Below are 18,874 nucleotides of genomic sequence, written 5' to 3'. Positions count from 1 at the left end.
ATCAGGCATCGTGTCCTTGACATCCGTCAGGAGGCTTACGAGGAGAGCGAAGACCCGTGGCGTCGGACTCACAGCGCGGCCAGCGCGGCCAGCGCGGCACGAACGGCAGCAGCGGCAGCGGCGCCTCGGATCAGACCGGCGCCGAGGACCGCAAGCCCCAGTCGGACGAGGCCCACAGCGCGTTCACCCCGCCCCTGGGCGTGCCCTACCCGCCGCTTCCCGAGGACGAGCACCCCACCTCCGAGTTCGCGCTGCCCGTGGGCCTGCGCCCGGAGACGCCGGCCGAGCAGGAGGGCTCGGCGTTCACCGCGCCCAGCAGCACCACCGGCCAGACCCCGCTGCCCGCCCCCGTCGGTGCCACGGCGATGAGCGCCTTCACCCCGCCGCACGGCATCCCCGCCGTCAGCCTCACCAAGGAAGCCCCCTGGCAGGACCGGATGCGGACCATGCTCCGGATGCCGGTCCACGAGCGCCCGGTCCCCGAGCGCCCGGAGCGCGGCGACGAGGACACCGGCCCGGCCGTCCCCCGTGTACTCGACCTGACGCTCCGTATCGGCGAGATCCTGCTGGCCGGCGGTGAGGGCGCGGAGGACGTCGAGGCCGCGATGTTCGGCGTCGGGCACGCCTACGGGCTGGAGCGGGTCGAGCCGACCGTCACCTTCACCCTGCTGTCGATCTCCTACCAGCCGTCGCTGGTCGACGACCCCGTCACGGCCAGCCGGACGGTACGGCGCCGTGGCGTCGACTACACCCGGCTGTCCGCGGTCTTCCGGCTCGTCGACGACATCACCTCCGAGGGCATCACCCTCGAAGAGGCCTACCGCGGCCTCGCCGAGATCCGCCGTAACCGCCACCCGTACCCGAGCTGGGCGCTGACGGTGGCCTCCGGACTGCTGTCCGGTGCCGCTTCGATGCTGGTCGGCGGCGAGTTGCTGGTGTTCCTCGCGGCCGCGCTGGGCTCGATGCTCGGCGACCGGCTGGCCTGGCTCGCGTCCGGGCGCGGGCTGCCGGAGTTCTACCAGTTCGTGGTCGCGGCGATGCCGCCCGCGGCGGTGGGCGTCGGCTTCGGTCTGGCCCACGCCAATGTGCAGGCGTCCGCGGTGATCACCGGTGGGCTGTTCGCGCTGATCCCGGGGCGGGCCCTGGTCGCCGGCGTCCACGACGGGCTGACCGGCTACTACATCACCGCCGCCGCCCGTCTGCTGGAGGTCGGCTACCTCATCGTCGGCATCGTCGTCGGCGTCCTCAGCGTGCTCTACATCGGACTCCAGCTGAACCCCGGTCTGCGGCGGCTCAACCCCGAGGAGGCGCTGGGGGCGTACAACGAGCCGCTGGTGCAGATCACCGCGTCGATGCTGCTGGCGCTGGCGTTCTGTGTGCTGCTCCAGCAGGAACGTCACACCGTGGCGTTTGCCACCTTGAACGGCGGCGTCGCCTGGGTGGTCTACGGCGCACTGCACTACGTGGCCGGGATAAACCCCGTGCCCGCCACCGCCATCGGGGCCGGACTGGTCGGCCTCTTCGGCCAGTTGCTCTCCCGATACCGCTATGCCTCGGCCCTGCCGTACGTCACCGCGGCCATCGGCCCGCTGCTGCCCGGTAGCGCCACGTACTTCGGGCTGCTCAACTTCGCCCAGGGCCATCTGCCGGAGGGCCTCACCTCGCTGGTGCAGGCCGTCTCGCTGGCGCTCGCCATCGCCGTGGGAGTCAACCTCGGTGCCGAGGTCGCCCGGCTGTTCCTGCGCGCCCCCGGAGTCGAGGAGGCCGGTATCGGACGCCGGGCCGCCAAGCGCACCCGCGGCTTCTAGACGGTCGCGCCGGGGCCGTGGCCCGGCCCCGACACGCACGAACGGGCGGCAACCCGACTGGGTGCCGCCCGTTCGCGTACGAAAATCAGCGGGCGCGGACCCGGGCGCCGCGGTCAGGGAAACCCCGCCGGACGCCGGGCCGACGACGCTGCGTCAGTGCGCGCCGCCCTGCGCCTCAAGGCGCTTGAACGAGGCCTCGATCTCCGCCTCGGCCTCGGTGCGGCCGACCCAGTTGGCGCCCTCGACGGACTTGCCGGGCTCCAGGTCCTTGTAGACCTCGAAGAAGTGCTGGATCTCCAGGCGGTCGAACTCCGACACGTGGTGGATGTCCCGCAGGTGCTCCACTCGCGGGTCGGATGCCGGCACGCACAGCAGCTTGTCGTCGCCGCCGGCCTCGTCCGTCATCCGGAACATGCCGATGGCGCGGCACTTGATGAGGCAGCCGGGGAAGGTCGGCTCGTCCAGGATGACCAGCGCGTCCAGCGGGTCGCCGTCCTCTCCCAGGGTGTTCTCGACAAAGCCGTAGTCGGCCGGGTAGCTGGTCGAGGTGAAGAGTCGACGGTCCAGGCGGATCCGACCGGTCTCGTGGTCCACCTCGTACTTGTTCCGCGAACCCTTCGGGATCTCGATGGTGACGTCGAACTCCACGGGTGGCTCCTCCATGATCAACACATACGTCTGGTGATTAAGTGTCCCCCACGCAGGTGTGTGGTGGCGAAAGGGGCTGGTCCGAGGTGCCGGAGACCGGAAAGTGGCAGGTCAGATGGCAGTCGGCGGCACGGTCCGCGCGGTCGGCGACGCGCGCGGCGGTCCGGTCGGCGCAGACGGCGGTCGATGCCACGCGGCAGGCCTGGCAGGCCACACCGCGCCATACCCAGCAGACCTGGCGGCTGACGGCGGTCTCCGCAGCCACCGGCCTGGCGGTCGCGATCGTCGCGGTGGCGGCGTCCGGGCCGTGGGACTCGGGTCAGCGTACGGCCGAGCGTGCGGAGGCGGCCGTCATGGACGGTGCCAGTGGCGAGCATCACGCTCCGGACCCCCGGCCGGCGCCCAGCGCACCGCCCGTGCTGCCCGCGCTCGGCGGCCCCGCGCCCGGCGCCGCGGGCCGTGGCGCGGCCCCCGCACCCACCGACGCGGGCCTGGCCGACGCACTCGCACCGCTGCTGAAGGACCCGGCGCTCGGCCCGCTGCGGACGGCTTCCGTCCTGGACGTCGCCGCGGGCCGCGAGGTCTTCGGCGAAGGGCAGGGCAAGGCCGCCACCCCCGCCTCCACCGTCAAGCTCGCCACCGCCGTCGCCGCGCTCTCCGCGCTCGGCCCCGACCACCGCATCGACACCACCGTCGTCCTGGCGGGCAAGAAACGCATCGTCCTGGTCGGCGGCGGCGACCCCACCCTCACCGCCCGCGCCCCGCGGCACGGCGCCGAGGAACAGCCCGCGAATCTGCGCACCCTCGCCGACGCCACCGCCCGCGCCCTCAAGAAGCGCCACCTCACCAAGGTCAGCCTGGGCTACGACACCAGCGCCTACTCGGGCCCCGGCCGGCACCCCATCGGCCCGAACGAGAACATCGCCCCCGTCACCGCGCTGATGACCGACGAGGCCCGCCTCGACGACTCCGACCACGGCACCGCCCCACGTGACGCGGACCCGGCCCGCACGGCGGCCGGCACCTTCGCCGATCTGCTCCACGACCGCGGCATCACCGTCGACGGCGACCCCGGCGGCGCCAAGGCCCCCAAGAAGTCCGACCGGATCGCCGCCGTCCACTCCCTGCCGCTGTCCGCGCTCGTCGAGCGGATGCTGACCCACAGCGACAACGACATCGCCGAGGCGCTGGCCCGCCAGACCGCCCTCGCCACCCGCCGGCCGGCCAGCTTCGCCGGTGCCGGAAAGGCCGTGCGCACCGCCCTCCAGCGGGAGCACCTCCCGCTGTCCGGCGCCGTCTTCGAGGACGGCAGCGGCCTGGACCGCGACGACAAGGTCTCCGCCGCCCTGCTCTCCCGCCTCCTGCTGCACGCCTCGTCGCCCGACCACCCGGCCCTGCGCCCCGTCGTCACCGGCCTCCCGGTGGCCGCCTTCACCGGCACCCTCAGCAACCGCTACCGGGGCCAGAGCGCCGGCGCCGGCGCCGTACGCGCCAAAACCGGCACCCTCACGGGCGTGAACACCCTGGCCGGCACCGTCGTCGACGCCGACGGCCGCCTCCTCGCCTTCTCCTTCATGACCACCGGCACCACCGACCCCCAAGGCGCCCAGACCGCCCTGGACAAACTCGCCTCAGCAGTAGCCAACTGCGGCTGCCGCTAAGCCCGGAGCCCCCCGCCGATCGCCGAGCCCCTGGGCCCACCGACACGCCCCTCGGCCCCGAGGGGTTTCCCACCCCCACCCGAGGGTTTCCCCACCCCCAAGCCTTCGCCCGCCCGCCAACCGTCCCCACCCACCGCCCTTTTCCCACCCACCCACGGGAGGGGACGGGCCGGAGGGGCAGGGTGTCCGGACGTAAAGCGAAGCAGTCCGGACACCCTGCCCCGGAGGCCCGTCACCGCACCCCAACAGCCCCGCGCAGCGGACCGGCCCGCCGCGTGGGGGTACCTCCCACGCCCTTCAGGCAGTGGGGGAGCAACGACGAGACCCCCCACGGCGGGACAGCCGAACACGTGGGCCGAAGGCAAAGCGCAGCGAACCGGCTACCCCCACGCCAAGCGCCCACGTACGGTGAACTCATGACGAGCATCGGTGGAACCGAGATGGTCGACTGGAATCTCGCGGTCGCGACCGCGACCCGGTTCGTGCGGCCGGGCCCAGAGGTGAGCCGGGACGAGGCGCGCGCGATCGTCGCCGAGCTGCGCAAGCACGCCAAGTCCTCCGAGGCGCATGTGCGCGCGTTCACGCGGATGGCACAGCCCGACGCGACGGGCGAGGCGCCGCATGACACGCCGGTCCTCGTCGTGGACCGGCCCGGCTGGATCAAGGCGAATGTCGCCGGGTTCCGGGCCGTGCTCAAGCCGCTGCTGGCCAAGATGGAGGACCGCCGCTCGACGGTCCCCGGTGGCGCGGTGCTCGGCGCGGTCGGCGGCAAGGTGACCGGCGTGGAGCTGGGCATGCTGCTGTCGTTCCTGGCCTCGCGGGTCCTCGGCCAGTACGAGACGTTCGCGCCGGCCTCCCGGGATCTGCCGGCCGCCGCACAGGGCGGCCGGCTGCTGCTCGTCGCGCCGAACATCGTGCACGTGGAGCGCGAGCTCGAAGTGGCCCCGCACGACTTCCGGCTGTGGGTGTGCCTCCACGAGGAGACCCACCGCACCCAGTTCACCGCCGTCCCGTGGCTGCGGGACCACATCGAGGGCGAGATCCAGTCGTTCCTCGGTGAGACGGACATCGACCCGGGCACCCTCCTGGAGCGGCTGCGCGAGGCCGCCCAGTCGCTGGCCGGCGCCAAGCCCGAGGGCGAGGAGGGCGAGGACGAGGGCCGCTCCCTCGTCGATCTCGTCCAGACGCCCGCACAGCGCGAGATCCTCGGCCGGCTGACCGCGGTGATGTCCCTGCTGGAGGGGCACGCGGATTATGTGATGGACGGTGTGGGGCCCGATGTCGTGCCGTCGGTCGCCGAGATCCGGGAGAAGTTCCAGAAGCGCCGGGCCAGCGGTGCCGGCCGGCTGGACCAGGCGCTGCGCAAGCTGCTCGGCCTGGACGCCAAGCTGCGGCAGTACCGTGACGGCGAGCGGTTCGTCAGCGCGGTCGTCGAGGAGGTCGGCATGGACGGCTTCAACCGGGTCTGGACGTCGCCGAACACCCTGCCGACCAAACAAGAGATCGCCAAACCGGCGGACTGGATCGCGCGGGTGCACCGCAAGGCGGACGGGGCACCGTAAGCGAACGGCGTGAGCTGGGCACGCCGCGTGGCAGTAGAGCGCCCCTTCAATCACCCGTCTGAGGGACCGATACCGATGGATAGGCGTGCAATGCTCGGGGAACCGCTCGCCTCTGTCACCATCTAGGCACTCTGTGTGACGAAGTGCCGTCCACGGCCCGAGGCTCCCCAGCTGAACGATTGGAAACGGACATGGGTCCCCATCCAGCGGTCGCCGCGATACGCCTGGCGGTCCGCCGCGTACTCCACGACGTGCTCAACCACCACTGCGCGCAGGACCGGCACGAGCCCCCGCTCGTGCTCGTCGCGTGCTCCGGCGGCGCCGATTCCATGGCGCTCGCCTCCGCCCTCGCCTTCGAGGCCCCCAAGCTGGGGGTCCGTGCCGGGGGCGTCACCATCGACCACGGCCTCCAGGAGGGCTCGGACCTCCGCGCCTCCGAGGTCGCCCTGCGGCTGCGGGCCCTGGGGCTCGACCCCGTAGAGGCCGTCGCCGTCGACGTGGGCGAACCGAACAAGGTGGCGCACGGCACCGCGTACCGGGGGAGCGGCAGCCGCCCGGCCGGCGGCCCGGAAGCCGCCGCCCGTGACGCCCGCTACGCCGCCCTGGACGCCGTCGCCGAGCGCCATGGCGCCACCGCGGTCCTCCTCGGCCACACCCGCGACGACCAGGCGGAAACGGTGCTGCTCGGTCTCGCCCGCGGCTCCGGGACCCGCTCGCTCTCCGGTATGGCCGCGACCAGCGGCCGGGACGGGCGCTATCGCCGGCCCTTCCTCGACGTGGACCGCCAGACCGCCCGTAAGGCCTGTCTGATCCAGGCGCTGCCCGTCTGGGACGACCCGCACAACGCCGACCCCGCCTACACCCGCTCACGGCTGCGCCACGAAGGTCTGCCCGCCCTGGAGAAGGCGCTCGGCAAGGGCGTCGTCGAGGCGCTGGCCCGTACCGCCCAGCTCTCCCGCGACGACGCCGACGCCCTGGACGCCTGGGCCGCCGACGCCGAGGGCTCGGTGCTCGACGACAGCGGCTCCCTCGACATCGCCGCCCTGTTCGCCCTGCCCCCCGCGGTGCGCCGCCGGGTGCTGCGCCGGGCCGTCATCGGCGCCGGCGCACCGGCCGGTTCGCTCTTCGCCCGCCACATCGAAGAAGTGGACCGGCTGATCACGGCCTGGAGGGGGCAGGGGGCCATCAACCTCCCCGGGCGCGTAGGTGTGCGACGGCAGGGTGGCAGACTGGTGATTCGGCAGGGCTGAGCCGCAGACGCTGCCCCGCATCCGAAGTCTCACGACTGACGCGAACACCGAACAGAGCGAGAGTGGCACGGGTGGACGACAAGGACATGGGTTCCGACCTTCAGTCGGTACTCATCAGCAAGGAAGAGATCGACGCGAAGCTGGCGGAGCTGGCGGCGAAGATCGACGCGGAGTACGCGGGCAAGGACCTGCTCATCGTCGGTGTCCTCAAGGGCGCCGTGATGGTGATGGCGGACCTGGCGCGCGCGCTGTCCACCCCCGTCACGATGGACTGGATGGCCGTGTCGTCGTACGGCGCGGGCACCCAGTCCTCCGGTGTGGTCCGCATCCTCAAGGACCTCGACACCGACATCAAGGGAAAGCACGTCCTGATCGTCGAGGACATCATCGACTCCGGTCTGACGCTGTCCTGGCTGCTGTCGAACCTCGGCTCGCGGGAGCCGGCCTCGCTGGAGGTCTGCACGCTGCTGCGCAAGCCGGACGCGGCCAAGGTCGCCATCGACGTGAAGTGGATCGGCTTCGACATCCCCAACGAGTTCGTCGTCGGGTACGGGCTCGACTTCGCGGAGAAGTACCGCAATCTGCCGTTCGTCGGTACTCTCGCGCCGCACGTCTACGGCGGCTGAGGGCGTCCCCGCGCTCGTCCGGCCGGTGTGGCCGGGCGAGCCTCGGACCGTCCGCTGCGGCCCGGCGGGAACCCTTCGGGGCCGCCCGGCGTTGGAGCAGGGAGAACGGAATCCTCGGCTGCATGTTCACCGTCGGCGCAGGCGCCGGGTGACAATGCTGGGGTACCGTCCGAAGGCAGTTCTTTTTCGGGCCAGTAATACACCGTACGCACGACCAGCCCTCCCAAGGGCGTTGTGCCTCACTGTGGCAGGAGGGACGGGGCCTCAGCGGCTCCGTATGGATGGACGTGAAGCGATACTTCCGTGGGCCGGTCATGTGGATCGTGCTGGCCGTCCTCGCCGTGGTCGTGTTGATGCAGGTCGTCGGCTCGTCCGGCGGCTACAAGACGGTGGACACCGGTCAGGTCGTCAAGGCGATCGCTGACAACAAGGTGAAATCCGCCGAGCTGACGACCGGTGACGAGAACAAGATCAAGATCGAGCTGTCGGGCTCCAACAAGATTGAGGGCTCCAACAAGCTCCAGGCGAGCTACATCGGCGACCAGGGCGTCGACGTGGCCAAGAACCTGCAGGCCAAGTACCAGACCGGCGAGATCAAGGACGGGTACACCGTCTCCCCGTCGAAGCAGAACCCGTTCGTCGGTGTGCTGCTTTCGCTGCTCCCCTTCGTCCTCATCGTGGTCGTCTTCCTGTTCCTGATGAACCAGATGCAGGGCGGCGGCTCCCGGGTGATGAACTTCGGGAAGTCGAAGGCGAAGCTGATCACCAAGGACACCCCCAAGACGACCTTCACGGACGTCGCGGGGTCGGACGAGGCCGTCGAGGAGCTCCACGAGATCAAGGAGTTCCTCCAGGAGCCGGCGAAGTTCCAGGCCGTCGGCGCCAAGATCCCCAAGGGCGTGCTGCTGTACGGCCCGCCCGGAACGGGCAAGACGCTGCTGGCGCGCGCCGTCGCCGGCGAGGCGGGCGTCCCGTTCTACTCGATCTCCGGTTCCGACTTCGTCGAGATGTTCGTCGGTGTCGGTGCCTCCCGGGTCCGTGACCTCTTCGAGCAGGCCAAGGCGAACGCCCCGGCGATCGTCTTCGTCGACGAGATCGACGCCGTCGGCCGGCACCGCGGTGCGGGCCTGGGCGGTGGCCACGACGAGCGTGAGCAGACCCTCAACCAGCTCCTGGTCGAGATGGACGGCTTCGACGTGAAGGGCGGCGTGATCCTGATCGCCGCCACGAACCGTCCGGACATCCTCGACCCGGCGCTGCTGCGCCCCGGCCGTTTCGACCGGCAGATCGCCGTCGACCGTCCGGACCTGCAGGGCCGTCTGGAGATCCTCAAGGTCCACCAGAAGGGCAAGCCGGTCGCCCCGGACGTCGACCTCTCGGCCGTCGCCAAGCGCACCCCCGGCTTCACCGGTGCCGATCTGTCCAACGTCCTCAACGAGGCCGCGCTGCTGACGGCCCGGAGCGACGAGAAGCTGATCAACAACCACTTCCTGGACGAGGCGATCGACCGCGTCGTGGCCGGCCCGCAGAAGCGGACCCGGATCATGTCCGAGAAGGAGAAGAAGATCACCGCGTACCACGAGGGCGGACACGCCCTGGTCGCGGCGGCCTCACCGAACTCCGACCCGGTGCACAAGATCACGATCCTGTCCCGCGGCCGGGCCCTGGGCTACACCATGGTCCTGCCCGACGAGGACAAGTACTCCACCACCCGCAACGAGATGCTCGACCAGCTGGCGTACATGCTGGGCGGCCGCGCGGCGGAGGAGCTGGTCTTCCACGACCCGACCACGGGCGCCGCGAACGACATCGAGAAGGCCACCGCCACGGCCCGCGCGATGGTCACGCAGTACGGCATGACCGAGCGGCTCGGTGCGATCAAGTTCGGCACCGACAACTCCGAGCCCTTCCTGGGCCGTGAGATGGGTCACCAGCGCGACTACTCGGAAGAGGTCGCCGCGCTGGTCGATGAGGAAGTCAAGAGGCTCATCGAGACCGCGCACAACGAGGCGTGGGAGATCCTGGTCGAGAACCGCGATGTGCTCGACAACCTGGTGCTGACGCTGCTGGAGAAGGAGACCCTCAACAAGGAGGAGATCGCCGAGCTCTTCAAGCACGTGGTCAAGCGCCCGGCCCGCCCGGCGTGGACCGGCTCGTCGCGCCGTACGCCCTCCAGCCGCCCGCCGGTGCTGTCGCCGAAGGAGCTGGCCCCGGCCAACGGCTCGGTGACCACGACCGCCACCGTTTCCACGGAGAAGGTGGAAGCACCCGAGGAGCGGCGCCCCGAGAGCTGATCCCGGCGGTCCTCCCGGGGCCCCGGAATAAATGCCGCGCCCCCCAGGTTTAGCCTGGGGGGCGCGGCATTCCGCGATTCCACCGCGATTCGAGCGGGCGCAGAAGGAACGAGGCACCACATGACGGACCCTGTGACGCTGGACGTCGGCGGCAAGATCGGCACATTCGACGAGAAGCGCGCCGAGAACGCCGTACGCGAGCTGCTCATCGCGGTGGGCGAGGACCCGGACCGTGAGGGGCTGCTGGAGACGCCGGCACGGGTGGCACGGGCGTACAAGGAGATCTTCGCCGGCCTGTGGCAGAAGCCGGAGGACGTGCTGACGACCACCTTCGACCTGGGCCATGACGAGATGGTGCTGGTCAAGGACATCGAGCTGGTCTCCAGCTGCGAGCATCACCTGGTGCCGTTCGTGGGTGTGGCCCATGTCGGCTACATCCCGTCCACCGACGGCAAGATCACCGGCCTGTCCAAGCTGGCCCGGCTGGTCGATGTGTACGCCCGGCGCCCACAGGTCCAGGAGCGGCTGACCACGCAGATCGCGGACTCGCTGATGGAGATCCTGGAGCCGCGCGGCGTGATCGTCGTCATCGAGTGCGAGCACATGTGCATGACCATGCGCGGAGTGCGCAAGCCGGGCGCCAAGACGACGACCTCGGCCGTGCGCGGCCAGCTGCGGGACGCCGCCACCCGCGCCGAGGCGATGAGCCTGATACTGGCCCGCTGAGGCACCGGGCCCCCGAGGCCCGTACGGCCGGCCCGTCGAGTGCCCTCGGACGGCCGGCTCCGCACACGTAACCGGACGGCCGGGCCCCTCGCAGGAGGGACCCGGCCATTGCCGTGTCCGGGGCGTGCGGGCGCCGGCCCGTCAGGCCTTGAGGTGGTTGCCCAGCCACTCCAGGGCGGCGGGGATCTCCCGGCGCCAGGTGTTGAAGTTGTGGCCGCCGCTGTCGAGGATGATCGACGAGACCCGGCTCGGCGACTTCGTCTGCTCGATGAACCGCAGCGTCTGCTGGTAATTCCCCTCACCCTGCTTGCTGCTGGTGACCAGCAGGTTCACCGGGGGCGCGGGCAGGTTCCGCTGACGCCACAGCAGGTTGTTCTCGCGCTCCAGCTGCTGGTTGCCGCCGAAGAGGTCGCCGGTGGTGGCGTCGCGCGGGGCCTTGTAGGCGCCGGAGAGGGCGACGGCGCTGGAGTACGCCTCGGGGTGCCGCATGGTCATCTTCAGCGCGCAGTAGCCGCCGGTGGAGTCACCGATGACACCCCAGCTCTTCGCCTCGCGGCCTATTCGGTAGTGCTCGGAGATATCCGCGCGCAGGTCCTTGGTGAAGAAGGTCTCGGTCTGCGGGCCGTTCGGTATGTCCATGCACTCGGTGTCGCGCGGCGGTGCGACGGTCGGGCGCATCATGACCAGGACGGTCGGACGCATCTTGTTCTGCTTGAGCAGCTTGTGCTGGGTCTGCGGGAAATGCAGCTTCTTGTAGAGCGCCTCGGCGGTGCCGGGGTAACCGGTGAGCACCAGGGCCGCCGGGAATTTCTGGTGGGCGAATTTCTTCTGGAAGTACTGCGGCGGCAGATAGACATATGCGGGGCTGGCGATCCGCGAGTGTTCGCCGCGGACCAGCACCTTGTCGATGCGGCCGCCGGCCGCCGGCCGGGCGCCGTTCTGGACGCTGACCCGCTGGGTGCCCAGCATCCGCAGCTTGGTGCCGTCCGGACCGGTCTGGTATTCGGTGACCACGCCCGGCTCCTGCTCCTGACCGAAGAGGTCGGCCCAGGACGCGTAGAAACCGAAGGAATTGTTGGCGTACAGACCGATCGTGGCGAAGAGGGAGAGCTGCGTCGCCACCAGGAGCCCGATACGACCGAGAACGGCGCGCCAGTTCTTCCTGGACAGGCGCGGCCAGAGCCAAATGGTGAGGACGAACAGTGCCACCGCGACGAGGACGGCAAGAAGCAGCACTTTCTTGCTGGTGAGACCCATGTGGTGCTTTCTTCCGGGCGGCCGGGCCATCCGTACCGCTAGTGGAACCCCGAGCCCTGAAACGCCGTCATACAGGGCGCAAAAAGTCCAGATGCTGCGACAAGGCTCGCACGTTCTCTCGACCGGGGCGACGGGAAAGTGATGTCTGACAGGCTAGATGGCGAAAACTCGGAGACGGTTGCGTGGCGAACACCACGCTGGCTCCGCGGCCCGCGGCCCGAAGCGGTGCCCGCGTGCGTCGGTACGGCCGGCGCGGTCGTCGGCCTGCTGAACCTGGCGGCAGGGGTGTTCCCGCGGTTCCGGCACAGCCGGATGCACGCCCTGGCGGAGGTGCTGCCGGGCGCGGTGAGCCCCTTGGCGGCCGCCGCCTCCATCGTCGTCGGCATCCTGCTGCTCCTTCTGGCCCACGGGCTCAAGCGGCGTAAGCGGCGGGCCTGGGGAGCGGCCGTGGCGCTGCTTCCGGTGGGGGTCGCCGCCCAGCTCGTGTACCGCCACTCCGTCTTCGGAGCGGTGCTCTCGCTGGCGCTCCTGGTGTTTCTGGTGTGGCACCGGCGCGAGTTCGCGGCGCTGCCCGACCCGCGCAGCCGCTGGAAGGCCGTGGCCAACCTCGTCGTCCTCGGCGGGGTCAGCTTCGCCATCGGCATGGTCATCGTCAGCTCCCACCCCCACAAGACGGTCGGCTCGCCCTCCGTCTGGGAGCGCGCCCAGCACGTCCTGTGGGGCCTGTTCGGCTTCGAGGGCCCGATCGGCTACACCCACCACGTCGACTACACCGTCGGCTACTCGCTCGGCGCGCTCGGCCTGCTGACCGTCGCCACCACCGCGTACCTCGCCTTCCGCCCCGAGCACCCGGCGGCCCGGCTGACCGACGACGACGAGCAGCAGCTGCGGGCGCTGCTCGAACGGCACGGCGCCCGGGACTCGCTCGGCTACTTCGCGCTGCGCCGCGACAAGGGCGTGGTCTTCTCCCCGACCGGCAAGGCCGCGGTCTGCTACCGGGTGATCTCCGGTGTGATGCTCGCCAGCGGTGACCCGATCGGCGATGTGGAGGCCTGGCCGGGCGCCATCGAGCGCTTCATGGCGGAGGCGAAGGCGCACTCCTGGACCCCGGCGGTCACCGGCTGCAGCGAGACCGGCGGCCAGGTGTGGACCCGGGAGACCGGCATGGACGCGCTGGAGCTCGGCGACGAGGCGATCGTGGACGTCGCCGACTTCACCCTCACCGGCCGCGCGATGCGCAACGTACGGCAGATGGTCAAGCGCATCGAGCGCAACGGTTACGAGACCCGGGTGCGGCGGGTGCGCGATCTGGCGCCGGCCGAGCTGGAGCGGATCCAGAAGGCCGCGGACGCCTGGCGGGACACCGACACCGAGCGCGGCTTCTCCATGGCACTGGGCCGGATCGACGCGGTGGCCGACGGCGACGCGGTGATCGCCACCGCGCATCAGCCGGCGGCCGAGGGCGAGGAGCCGGGCCCGTACGGCGACCTCAAGGCGATGCAGCACTTCGTGCCGTGGGGCGACAGCGGAATCTCCCTGGAGCTGATGCGGCGCGACCGCAGCGCCGACCCCGGCATGAACGAGCTGCTGATCGTCGCCGCGCTGCAGGCCGCCCCGGACCTCGGGATCAAGCAGGTGTCGCTGAACTTCGCGGTCTTCCGCTCCTCCCTGGAGCGCGGCGAGAAGCTCGGCGCGGGGCCGGTCATCCGCATCTGGCGCGGGATGCTGATCTTCCTGTCCCGCTGGTATCAGATCGAGTCGCTGTACAAGTTCAACGACAAGTTCCGGCCGCGCTGGGAGCCCCGCTTCGTGGTCTTCCGCAACAGCCGCGACATCCCCCGGATCGGCCTGGCGGCGCTGCAGGCCGAGGGCTATCTGGAGCTGGGCCTGCCGCGCGTGCTGCGGCGCAGGAAGGCCGTGGAGCCCCGGCCGTGCGCGCATGTGCCGCGGCCGGTCACCTCGCCGGGCACCGTCGAGCGGGCCGCCTGACGGGGGACCGGACGGCCGGGCGGGCAGACCGTCCCGTAGGGCGTCCGGCGGGCCGGCGCCCCTGACGTCCCCGCAAGCGGTGGCCGCAATCCGGCCGGTCGGCACACGGCCTACGCTGGTGCCATGAGTACCTTGCGTGGCCGGGTGGCCGGACTGCCGGACTGGGAACGCTGCGCGGTGATGGGCGTCGTCAATGTGACGCCCGATTCGTTCTCCGACGGCGGCGACTGGTTCGATACCGAACTCGCCGTCAAACACGGTCTCGACCTGGTGGCGCAGGGCGCCGACATGGTGGACGTGGGCGGCGAATCGACCCGGCCGGGCGCGGCACGGGTGGACGAGGCCGAGGAGCTGCGCCGGGTCGTTCCGGTCGTCCGGGAGCTGGCCGCCGCCGGTGTCACGGTCTCCGTGGACACCATGCGCGCCTCGGTCGCCGAGCAGGCCGTGGCGGCCGGTGCGCGGCTGGTCAACGACGTCAGCGGGGGCGCCGCCGACCCGGCGATGGTGCCGGCGGTGGCCGCGCACCACGTGCCGTTCGTTGTGATGCACTGGCGCGGCCAGTCCATCGACATGAACAACCGTGCCGTCTACGGGGACGTGGTCGCCGAGGTCGTCGATGAGCTCGGGCGGAGCATGGAGCGCGCGGTGTCCGGCGGGATCGACCCGGACCGGATCGTCATCGACCCCGGCCTGGGCTTCGCCAAGGAAGCCGGGCACGATCTCGCCCTGGTCGCCCAGCTGTCGCGGCTGCGGGCGCTGGGCCGGCCGCTGCTGGTGGCCGCATCGAGGAAACGGTTCCTGGGCAGGGTGCTGGCGGGTGGCGAGGGAGCCGCCCCACCGCCGGCCCGGGAGCGGGATGCCGCGACGGCGGCGGTGTCGGCGATCGTGGCGCGAGAGGGGGCCTGGGCGGTGCGGGTGCACGAGGTCAGGGCGAGCGCGGATGCGGTACGGGTGGCCCGTGCCGTGGAGTGCGCGGCAGCGGCCGGCAGTGGTGGCACGGCGGTGACGGCCGCCGGCAGTGAGGCGAGCGGGACGACGGCGAAGACGACGGGAACGGTGTGAGCGGCTTGGGCCCACGGACGGACATCGAGCTGGTCGAGCAGGCGAACACCACCCTGTACGAGACCATCGAGCGCGGTGATCACGAGGCGCTGTCCGGACTGTGGCTGGACGGCCAGGTGAGCGTGGTCCACCCGGGGTGGCCGGTGTTGCGGGGGCGCGGCGAGGTGCTGCGCTCGTACGCCCTGATCATGGCGAACACCGAGTACATCCAGTTCTTCCTCACGGACGTGGAGATCGACGTCATCGGTGACACCGCGCTGGTGACCTGCACCGAGAACATCCTCAGCGGCGGGCCCGCCGAGGACGACGGTTCGGTGGGGCCGCTGATCGGCCAGCTGGTCGTGGCGACCAATGTCTTCCGGCGTACGGAGGACGGCTGGCGGGTGTGGTCGCACCACGGCTCGCCGGTGCTGGCGGACCGCGAGGACGAGGATGAGGACGAGGGGAACGGGGGAGCCGGCGAGGGCGGCGAGGAGGCCCTCTGAGCGCTTTCCGGGAGGCGGCGCCGGACCGGGGGCGGATCCGGGCGCGGGCGGGGTGTGAGCCTTGCCATGGCCACGCGCCCTTGCATCGGGAGCAAGGGGCTGCGCCACCGTCAGTGGTCGGCGTCAGCCATTTGGGTGAGGGCGCACCCGTTCGAGCCAAGTGCGGCACGGGTAGGGGTGGGGCGTGGGCAGGGGGGTAAGAGGGCCGCGCGGACGATCTCCCGGCCTGCTGGCTGCTGTCCCGCGGGGCAGCGCTTAGCAGCAGGACGGGGTCTTGTCCATAGCCCCCGTGGGCGAGGACTGTCGGTACTCGAAGGTAGATTCGACGGCGGGGCAGTGTTGCCGGATCGCTCCGGCGGCTGCCCGGATCCGACGAACAGTGGCGCCAGAGGTGCCGTGGACCAGTGGGAGTGATTCGCGTGGATCGTGTCGCGCTGCGTGGGCTGAAGGCCCGGGGCCACCACGGGGTGTTCCCCCGGGAGCGCGAGGAAGGCCAGACCTTCATCGTCGACCTGGCGCTCGGTCTGGACACCCGCCCGGCGGCCGCCAGCGACGATCTCGCGAAGACCGTGCACTACGGCGTCGTGGCCGAGGAGGTGGTGGCCGTCGTGGAGGGCGAGCCCGTCGACCTCATCGAGACCCTGGCCGAGCGCATCGCCGACCAGTGCCTCAAGCACGAGGGCGTGCAGGAGGTGGAGGTGGTGGTGCACAAGCCGGACGCACCGATCACCGTCCCCTTTGACGACGTGACCATCACCATCACTCGGAGCCGAGTATGAAGCCCACCCGCCACCCGACCGCCACCCCGCACGGCGCCGCCGCGCACCGCCCCGGCCTGGGTGACCCGACCGTGCAGCCGGTGCCCGCCTCCGTAGTGGAGCAGGTGGACGCCGCCGATGTGACGCTCTCCAACCCCAAACGCGCCGTGATCTCCCTCGGCAGCAATCTCGGCAACCGCCTGGAGACACTCCAGGGCGCCGTCGACGCGCTGGAGGACACGCCCGGTCTGCGGGTCAAGGCGGTCTCCCCGGTCTACGAGACCGTGCCGTGGGGCGTGGACCCCGGCTCCCAGCCGACGTACTTCAACGCCGTGGTGCTGATCAAGACGACGCTGCCGCCGGACTCCCTCCTGGAGCGCGGGCAGGCGATCGAGGAGGCCTTCGAGCGGGTCCGTGACGATCGCTGGGGCCCCCGTACGATCGACGTCGACATCCTGGCGTATCAGGACGTGATCTCCGACGACCCGCGGCTGACGCTGCCGCACCCGCGCGCCCACGAGCGGGCGTTCGTGCTGGTGCCGTGGCACGACATCGACCCGGAGGCCGTGGTCCCCGGGCGGGGCGCGGTGGCCGAGCTCCTGTCCGCGGTCGGCCGCGACGGTGTGGAACCGCGGGCGGACCTGGAACTGCGGCTGCCGGAGTAGTCGTTAGGGTTGCGGGCCGGCTCCCTGCGGGATGCATCCGTACGGAACGGACACGGCGGCCATGACGACAAGGATGGTTGTGACGGCAGGGAAGGGCATGACGGCGCGAGGGGCGATCGCTCGGTGAAGCAGCTACACATCAAGGTGCTGGTCGGGCTGTTCCTGGCGGCCGGGGTGCTGGCCTGGGGCGGCGCCCGGCTGTGGGACTCGTTCGGCACCCTGCCCAGCGTTCCGGTGGCCGCCCCGATCGTGCTGGCGCTGATCGCCGCGGTGCTCGCCGCCACCGCGTTCTCGCTCCGGTCGCGGCTGCGCGCACAGCGCGAGCGCCGGCCGGGCGCCAAGGGCGTCGATCCGCTGGTGGCCGCCCGTGCGGTGGTCTTCGGGCAGGCCAGCGCGCTGGTCGCGTCGCTGGTCGCCGGGCTGTACGGCGGTGTCGGCGTCTTTCTGCTGACCGCCGGGCTGGAGGTCACGGCGCGCCGGGACCAGGCGATCTACGCCGGGCTGTCCGTGTTCGCCGGAGCGGCGGTGGTCGCCGCGGCGATCTTCCTGGAGCGGGTGTGCAAGCTGCCGGACGATGACGGCAACGGCGGGGTGGACGCGGCGGTGTGACGCCGGTCCGGGCCCGCGGTCCGGGCCCGCGGCGCGGGCGGTGACGCCGTGCGCCGTGGCGGACCGCGGTGTCCTGGCGGGCCGGGGGCCGCGGCGGGCCGCCGCCCCGGTCAGCCGGCCGGGTCCGGGGCCGGGACGCCGGGGCCCGGGACCGTATCGAGCGACACCTCGCCGCGCGGGACGTTCGCGGCGTCCGCGGTGGTGGCACGGCGCAGCGCGGTGTGCAGCCGCGCGGGGGTGAGGACCCCCAGGAAACGGTCGCCGTCCTGGACCGCCACCCAGCCCGCATCGTGCTGCAGCATCGTGCTCAGCGCCTGCCTGAGCGGGGCGCCGAGCGGCAGCCGGGCATCCATCCGCCGGGCGTGATCGCGGACGGTGGCGCCCTGCGGGGCGCGCTTCTTCAGGCCCGGCCCGGCGCCGTCCGCCGGCGCCGCGGGGGCGGCCGTGAGCGCCGCGGCCGGGACCCAGCCGTGCAGTGCGCCGTCGGCGTCCAGGACGACCGCCCAGGAGGCACCGTCGGCGGAGAGCCGGCCGGCGGCGCGGTCCGCGGGGTCGTCGAGGCGGACGACCGGGGGCCGTTCCAGGTCGCCGGGTTCGACGGGCGTGACGGAGAGCCGTTTCAGGCCCCGGTCGGCGCCGACGAACTCGGCGGTGTACGGGGTCGCGGGGGCGCCCAGCACCGTCGCGGGGGTGTCGAACTGCTCGATGCGCCCCGCCCCGTAGACGGCGATCCGGTCGCCGAGCCGCACGGCCTCCTCGATGTCGTGGGTGACGAAGAGGACCGTCTTGCGCAGTGTGGACTGCAGCCGCAGGAACTCGTTCTGGAGGTGCTCGCGGACGACCGGGTCGACCGCGCCGAACGGCTCGTCCATCAGCAGGACGGGCGGGTCGGCGGCGAGCGCACGGGCCACCCCGACCCGCTGGCGCTGGCCGCCGGAGAGCTGCTCGGGGTAGCGGTCGCCGTAGGTGGACGGGTCCAGGCCGACCAGGTCGAGGAGTTCGGCGGCGCGTGCTCTGGCTTCCCTGCGGGGCCGGCCGAGGAGGTGCGGGACGGTGGCGGTGTTGTCCAGGACGGTCTTGTGGGGGAACAGGCCGACCTGTTGGATGACATAGCCGATACGGCGCCGCAGCTGAACGGGGTCGAGGGTGGATATGTCCTCGCCGTCGAGGAGGATGCGGCCGCCGGTGGGCTCGATGAGCCGGTTGACCATCTTCATCGTCGTGGTCTTGCCGCAGCCTGACGGCCCGACGAGCGTGACGAGTTCGCCCTCGTTGACCTCGAAGGTGAGGTCGTCCACGGCCGTGGTGCCGTCGGGGTAGCTCTTGGTGACGTGCTCGAAGCGGATCATGCTTCCCCCCAGTGGTGTGCGGCCCATTGTGGCCGGGCGGTCGTGAACGCGGTGTTGCGGGTGGATGGCGAAGTGGCCGGTGAGCTGCGGGAGCGGGCCGATTGTCAGTGGTCGGGCTTAGGGTC

16 protein-coding genes are annotated in these 18,874 nt (G+C 71.5%); 13 read left to right on the top strand and 3 right to left on the bottom strand.

The genetic code is table 11. The annotated features are described in order from the left end of the window. Nucleotides 1-56: 56 nt before the first annotated feature. Complete coding sequence (locus SLV14N_RS17155; protein ID WP_263269975.1) at nucleotides 57-1,808, top strand: threonine/serine exporter ThrE family protein; 1,752 nt, start codon at nucleotides 57-59, stop codon at nucleotides 1,806-1,808. A gap of 153 nt (nucleotides 1,809-1,961) precedes the next feature. On the opposite strand, the gene SLV14N_RS17150 is transcribed toward SLV14N_RS17155, so the two are convergent. Further along, a complete protein-coding gene (locus tag SLV14N_RS17150) occupies nucleotides 1,962-2,456 on the bottom strand; it encodes an inorganic diphosphatase (RefSeq protein ID WP_018090094.1) in 495 nt (164 codons plus the stop codon). Between the two features lie 86 nt (nucleotides 2,457-2,542). Here SLV14N_RS17150 and dacB point away from each other — a divergent pair, with 86 nt between their 5' ends. From dacB to folE, 6 genes are all read left to right on the top strand, one after another. Beyond that, nucleotides 2,543-4,117 carry a D-alanyl-D-alanine carboxypeptidase/D-alanyl-D-alanine-endopeptidase gene (gene dacB / locus SLV14N_RS17145; protein ID WP_263269972.1) on the top strand — a complete coding sequence of 525 codons (1,575 nt, stop codon included), beginning with the start codon at nucleotides 2,543-2,545 and terminating at the stop codon, nucleotides 4,115-4,117. Between the two features lie 416 nt (nucleotides 4,118-4,533). After that, nucleotides 4,534-5,679, top strand: a complete 1,146-nt coding sequence (locus SLV14N_RS17140; RefSeq protein WP_018092952.1) for a zinc-dependent metalloprotease — start codon at nucleotides 4,534-4,536, stop codon at nucleotides 5,677-5,679. A gap of 191 nt (nucleotides 5,680-5,870) precedes the next feature. Continuing rightward, nucleotides 5,871-6,929 (top strand): tRNA lysidine(34) synthetase TilS, encoded by a 1,059-nt coding sequence (gene tilS / locus SLV14N_RS17135; protein WP_208681756.1) that lies wholly within the window; start codon nucleotides 5,871-5,873, stop codon nucleotides 6,927-6,929. A gap of 86 nt (nucleotides 6,930-7,015) precedes the next feature. After that, nucleotides 7,016-7,555, top strand: coding sequence for a hypoxanthine phosphoribosyltransferase (gene hpt / locus SLV14N_RS17130; RefSeq protein ID WP_030077134.1), 540 nt, complete (start codon nucleotides 7,016-7,018; stop codon nucleotides 7,553-7,555). 281 nt (nucleotides 7,556-7,836) lie between these two features. Beyond that, complete coding sequence (gene ftsH, locus SLV14N_RS17125; protein WP_208681755.1) at nucleotides 7,837-9,849, top strand: ATP-dependent zinc metalloprotease FtsH; 2,013 nt, start codon at nucleotides 7,837-7,839, stop codon at nucleotides 9,847-9,849. A 120-nt stretch (nucleotides 9,850-9,969) separates the two neighbouring features. After that, nucleotides 9,970-10,575 (top strand): GTP cyclohydrolase I FolE, encoded by a 606-nt coding sequence (folE, locus tag SLV14N_RS17120; RefSeq protein ID WP_018092956.1) that lies wholly within the window; start codon nucleotides 9,970-9,972, stop codon nucleotides 10,573-10,575. Between the two features lie 141 nt (nucleotides 10,576-10,716). Here folE and SLV14N_RS17115 read toward each other — a convergent pair whose 3' ends face one another. Further along, nucleotides 10,717-11,832, bottom strand: a complete 1,116-nt coding sequence (locus tag SLV14N_RS17115; protein ID WP_208681753.1) for an esterase family protein — start codon at nucleotides 11,830-11,832, stop codon at nucleotides 10,717-10,719. Between the two features lie 141 nt (nucleotides 11,833-11,973). On the opposite strand from SLV14N_RS17115, the gene SLV14N_RS17110 reads away from it, so the two are divergent. From SLV14N_RS17110 to SLV14N_RS17085, 6 genes are all read left to right on the top strand, one after another. Beyond that, nucleotides 11,974-13,821, top strand: coding sequence for a phosphatidylglycerol lysyltransferase domain-containing protein (locus SLV14N_RS17110; protein WP_208681752.1), 1,848 nt, complete (start codon nucleotides 11,974-11,976; stop codon nucleotides 13,819-13,821). Between the two features lie 123 nt (nucleotides 13,822-13,944). Then, nucleotides 13,945-14,883 carry a dihydropteroate synthase gene (folP, locus tag SLV14N_RS17105; protein ID WP_263269967.1) on the top strand — a complete coding sequence of 313 codons (939 nt, stop codon included), beginning with the start codon at nucleotides 13,945-13,947 and terminating at the stop codon, nucleotides 14,881-14,883. A 5-nt stretch (nucleotides 14,884-14,888) separates the two neighbouring features. Beyond that, complete coding sequence (locus tag SLV14N_RS17100; protein WP_208681750.1) at nucleotides 14,889-15,368, top strand: nuclear transport factor 2 family protein; 480 nt, start codon at nucleotides 14,889-14,891, stop codon at nucleotides 15,366-15,368. Between the two features lie 419 nt (nucleotides 15,369-15,787). Then, nucleotides 15,788-16,147, top strand: a complete 360-nt coding sequence (folB, locus tag SLV14N_RS17095) for a dihydroneopterin aldolase (RefSeq protein WP_208681749.1) — start codon at nucleotides 15,788-15,790, stop codon at nucleotides 16,145-16,147. Further along, nucleotides 16,144-16,791 carry a 2-amino-4-hydroxy-6-hydroxymethyldihydropteridine diphosphokinase gene (gene folK / locus SLV14N_RS17090; RefSeq protein WP_259670379.1) on the top strand — a complete coding sequence of 216 codons (648 nt, stop codon included), beginning with the start codon at nucleotides 16,144-16,146 and terminating at the stop codon, nucleotides 16,789-16,791. Before folB ends, folK begins: the two co-directional genes overlap by 4 nt. Before the next feature lie 123 nt (nucleotides 16,792-16,914). Continuing rightward, on the top strand, nucleotides 16,915-17,400 hold the full coding sequence (locus SLV14N_RS17085) for a DUF3180 domain-containing protein (protein ID WP_208681747.1): 486 nt from the start codon (nucleotides 16,915-16,917) through the stop codon (nucleotides 17,398-17,400). 110 nt (nucleotides 17,401-17,510) lie between these two features. Here the strand turns inward: SLV14N_RS17085 and SLV14N_RS17080 are convergent, their stop codons facing one another. Further along, nucleotides 17,511-18,749 carry an ABC transporter ATP-binding protein gene (locus SLV14N_RS17080; protein ID WP_263269964.1) on the bottom strand — a complete coding sequence of 413 codons (1,239 nt, stop codon included), beginning with the start codon at nucleotides 18,747-18,749 and terminating at the stop codon, nucleotides 17,511-17,513. Between the last annotated feature and the right edge of the window lie 125 nt (nucleotides 18,750-18,874).

Source organism: Streptomyces sp. Je 1-4 4N24 (assembly GCF_026239515.1).
In the GTDB taxonomy this organism is placed as follows: domain Bacteria; phylum Actinomycetota; class Actinomycetes; order Streptomycetales; family Streptomycetaceae; genus Streptomyces; species Streptomyces nigrescens.
This window is presented reverse-complemented; position numbering and strand designations above follow the sequence as displayed.

What these genes read in the sequence shown, in the direction of transcription:
- SLV14N_RS17080 (WP_263269964.1), bottom strand. Translation starts at nt 18,749, where the DNA reads ATGATCCGCTTCGAGCACGTCACCAAGAGCTACCCCGACGGCACCACG.
- folE (WP_018092956.1), top strand. Translation starts at nt 9,970, where the DNA reads ATGACGGACCCTGTGACGCTGGACGTCGGCGGCAAGATCGGCACATTC.
- SLV14N_RS17140 (WP_018092952.1), top strand. Translation starts at nt 4,534, where the DNA reads ATGACGAGCATCGGTGGAACCGAGATGGTCGACTGGAATCTCGCGGTC.
- SLV14N_RS17110 (WP_208681752.1), top strand. Translation starts at nt 11,974, where the DNA reads ATGTCTGACAGGCTAGATGGCGAAAACTCGGAGACGGTTGCGTGGCGA.
- folP (WP_263269967.1), top strand. Translation starts at nt 13,945, where the DNA reads ATGAGTACCTTGCGTGGCCGGGTGGCCGGACTGCCGGACTGGGAACGC.
- ftsH (WP_208681755.1), top strand. Translation starts at nt 7,837, where the DNA reads ATGGACGTGAAGCGATACTTCCGTGGGCCGGTCATGTGGATCGTGCTG.
- SLV14N_RS17115 (WP_208681753.1), bottom strand. Translation starts at nt 11,832, where the DNA reads ATGGGTCTCACCAGCAAGAAAGTGCTGCTTCTTGCCGTCCTCGTCGCG.
- folK (WP_259670379.1), top strand. Translation starts at nt 16,144, where the DNA reads ATGAAGCCCACCCGCCACCCGACCGCCACCCCGCACGGCGCCGCCGCG.
- tilS (WP_208681756.1), top strand. Translation starts at nt 5,871, where the DNA reads ATGGGTCCCCATCCAGCGGTCGCCGCGATACGCCTGGCGGTCCGCCGC.
- hpt (WP_030077134.1), top strand. Translation starts at nt 7,016, where the DNA reads ATGGGTTCCGACCTTCAGTCGGTACTCATCAGCAAGGAAGAGATCGAC.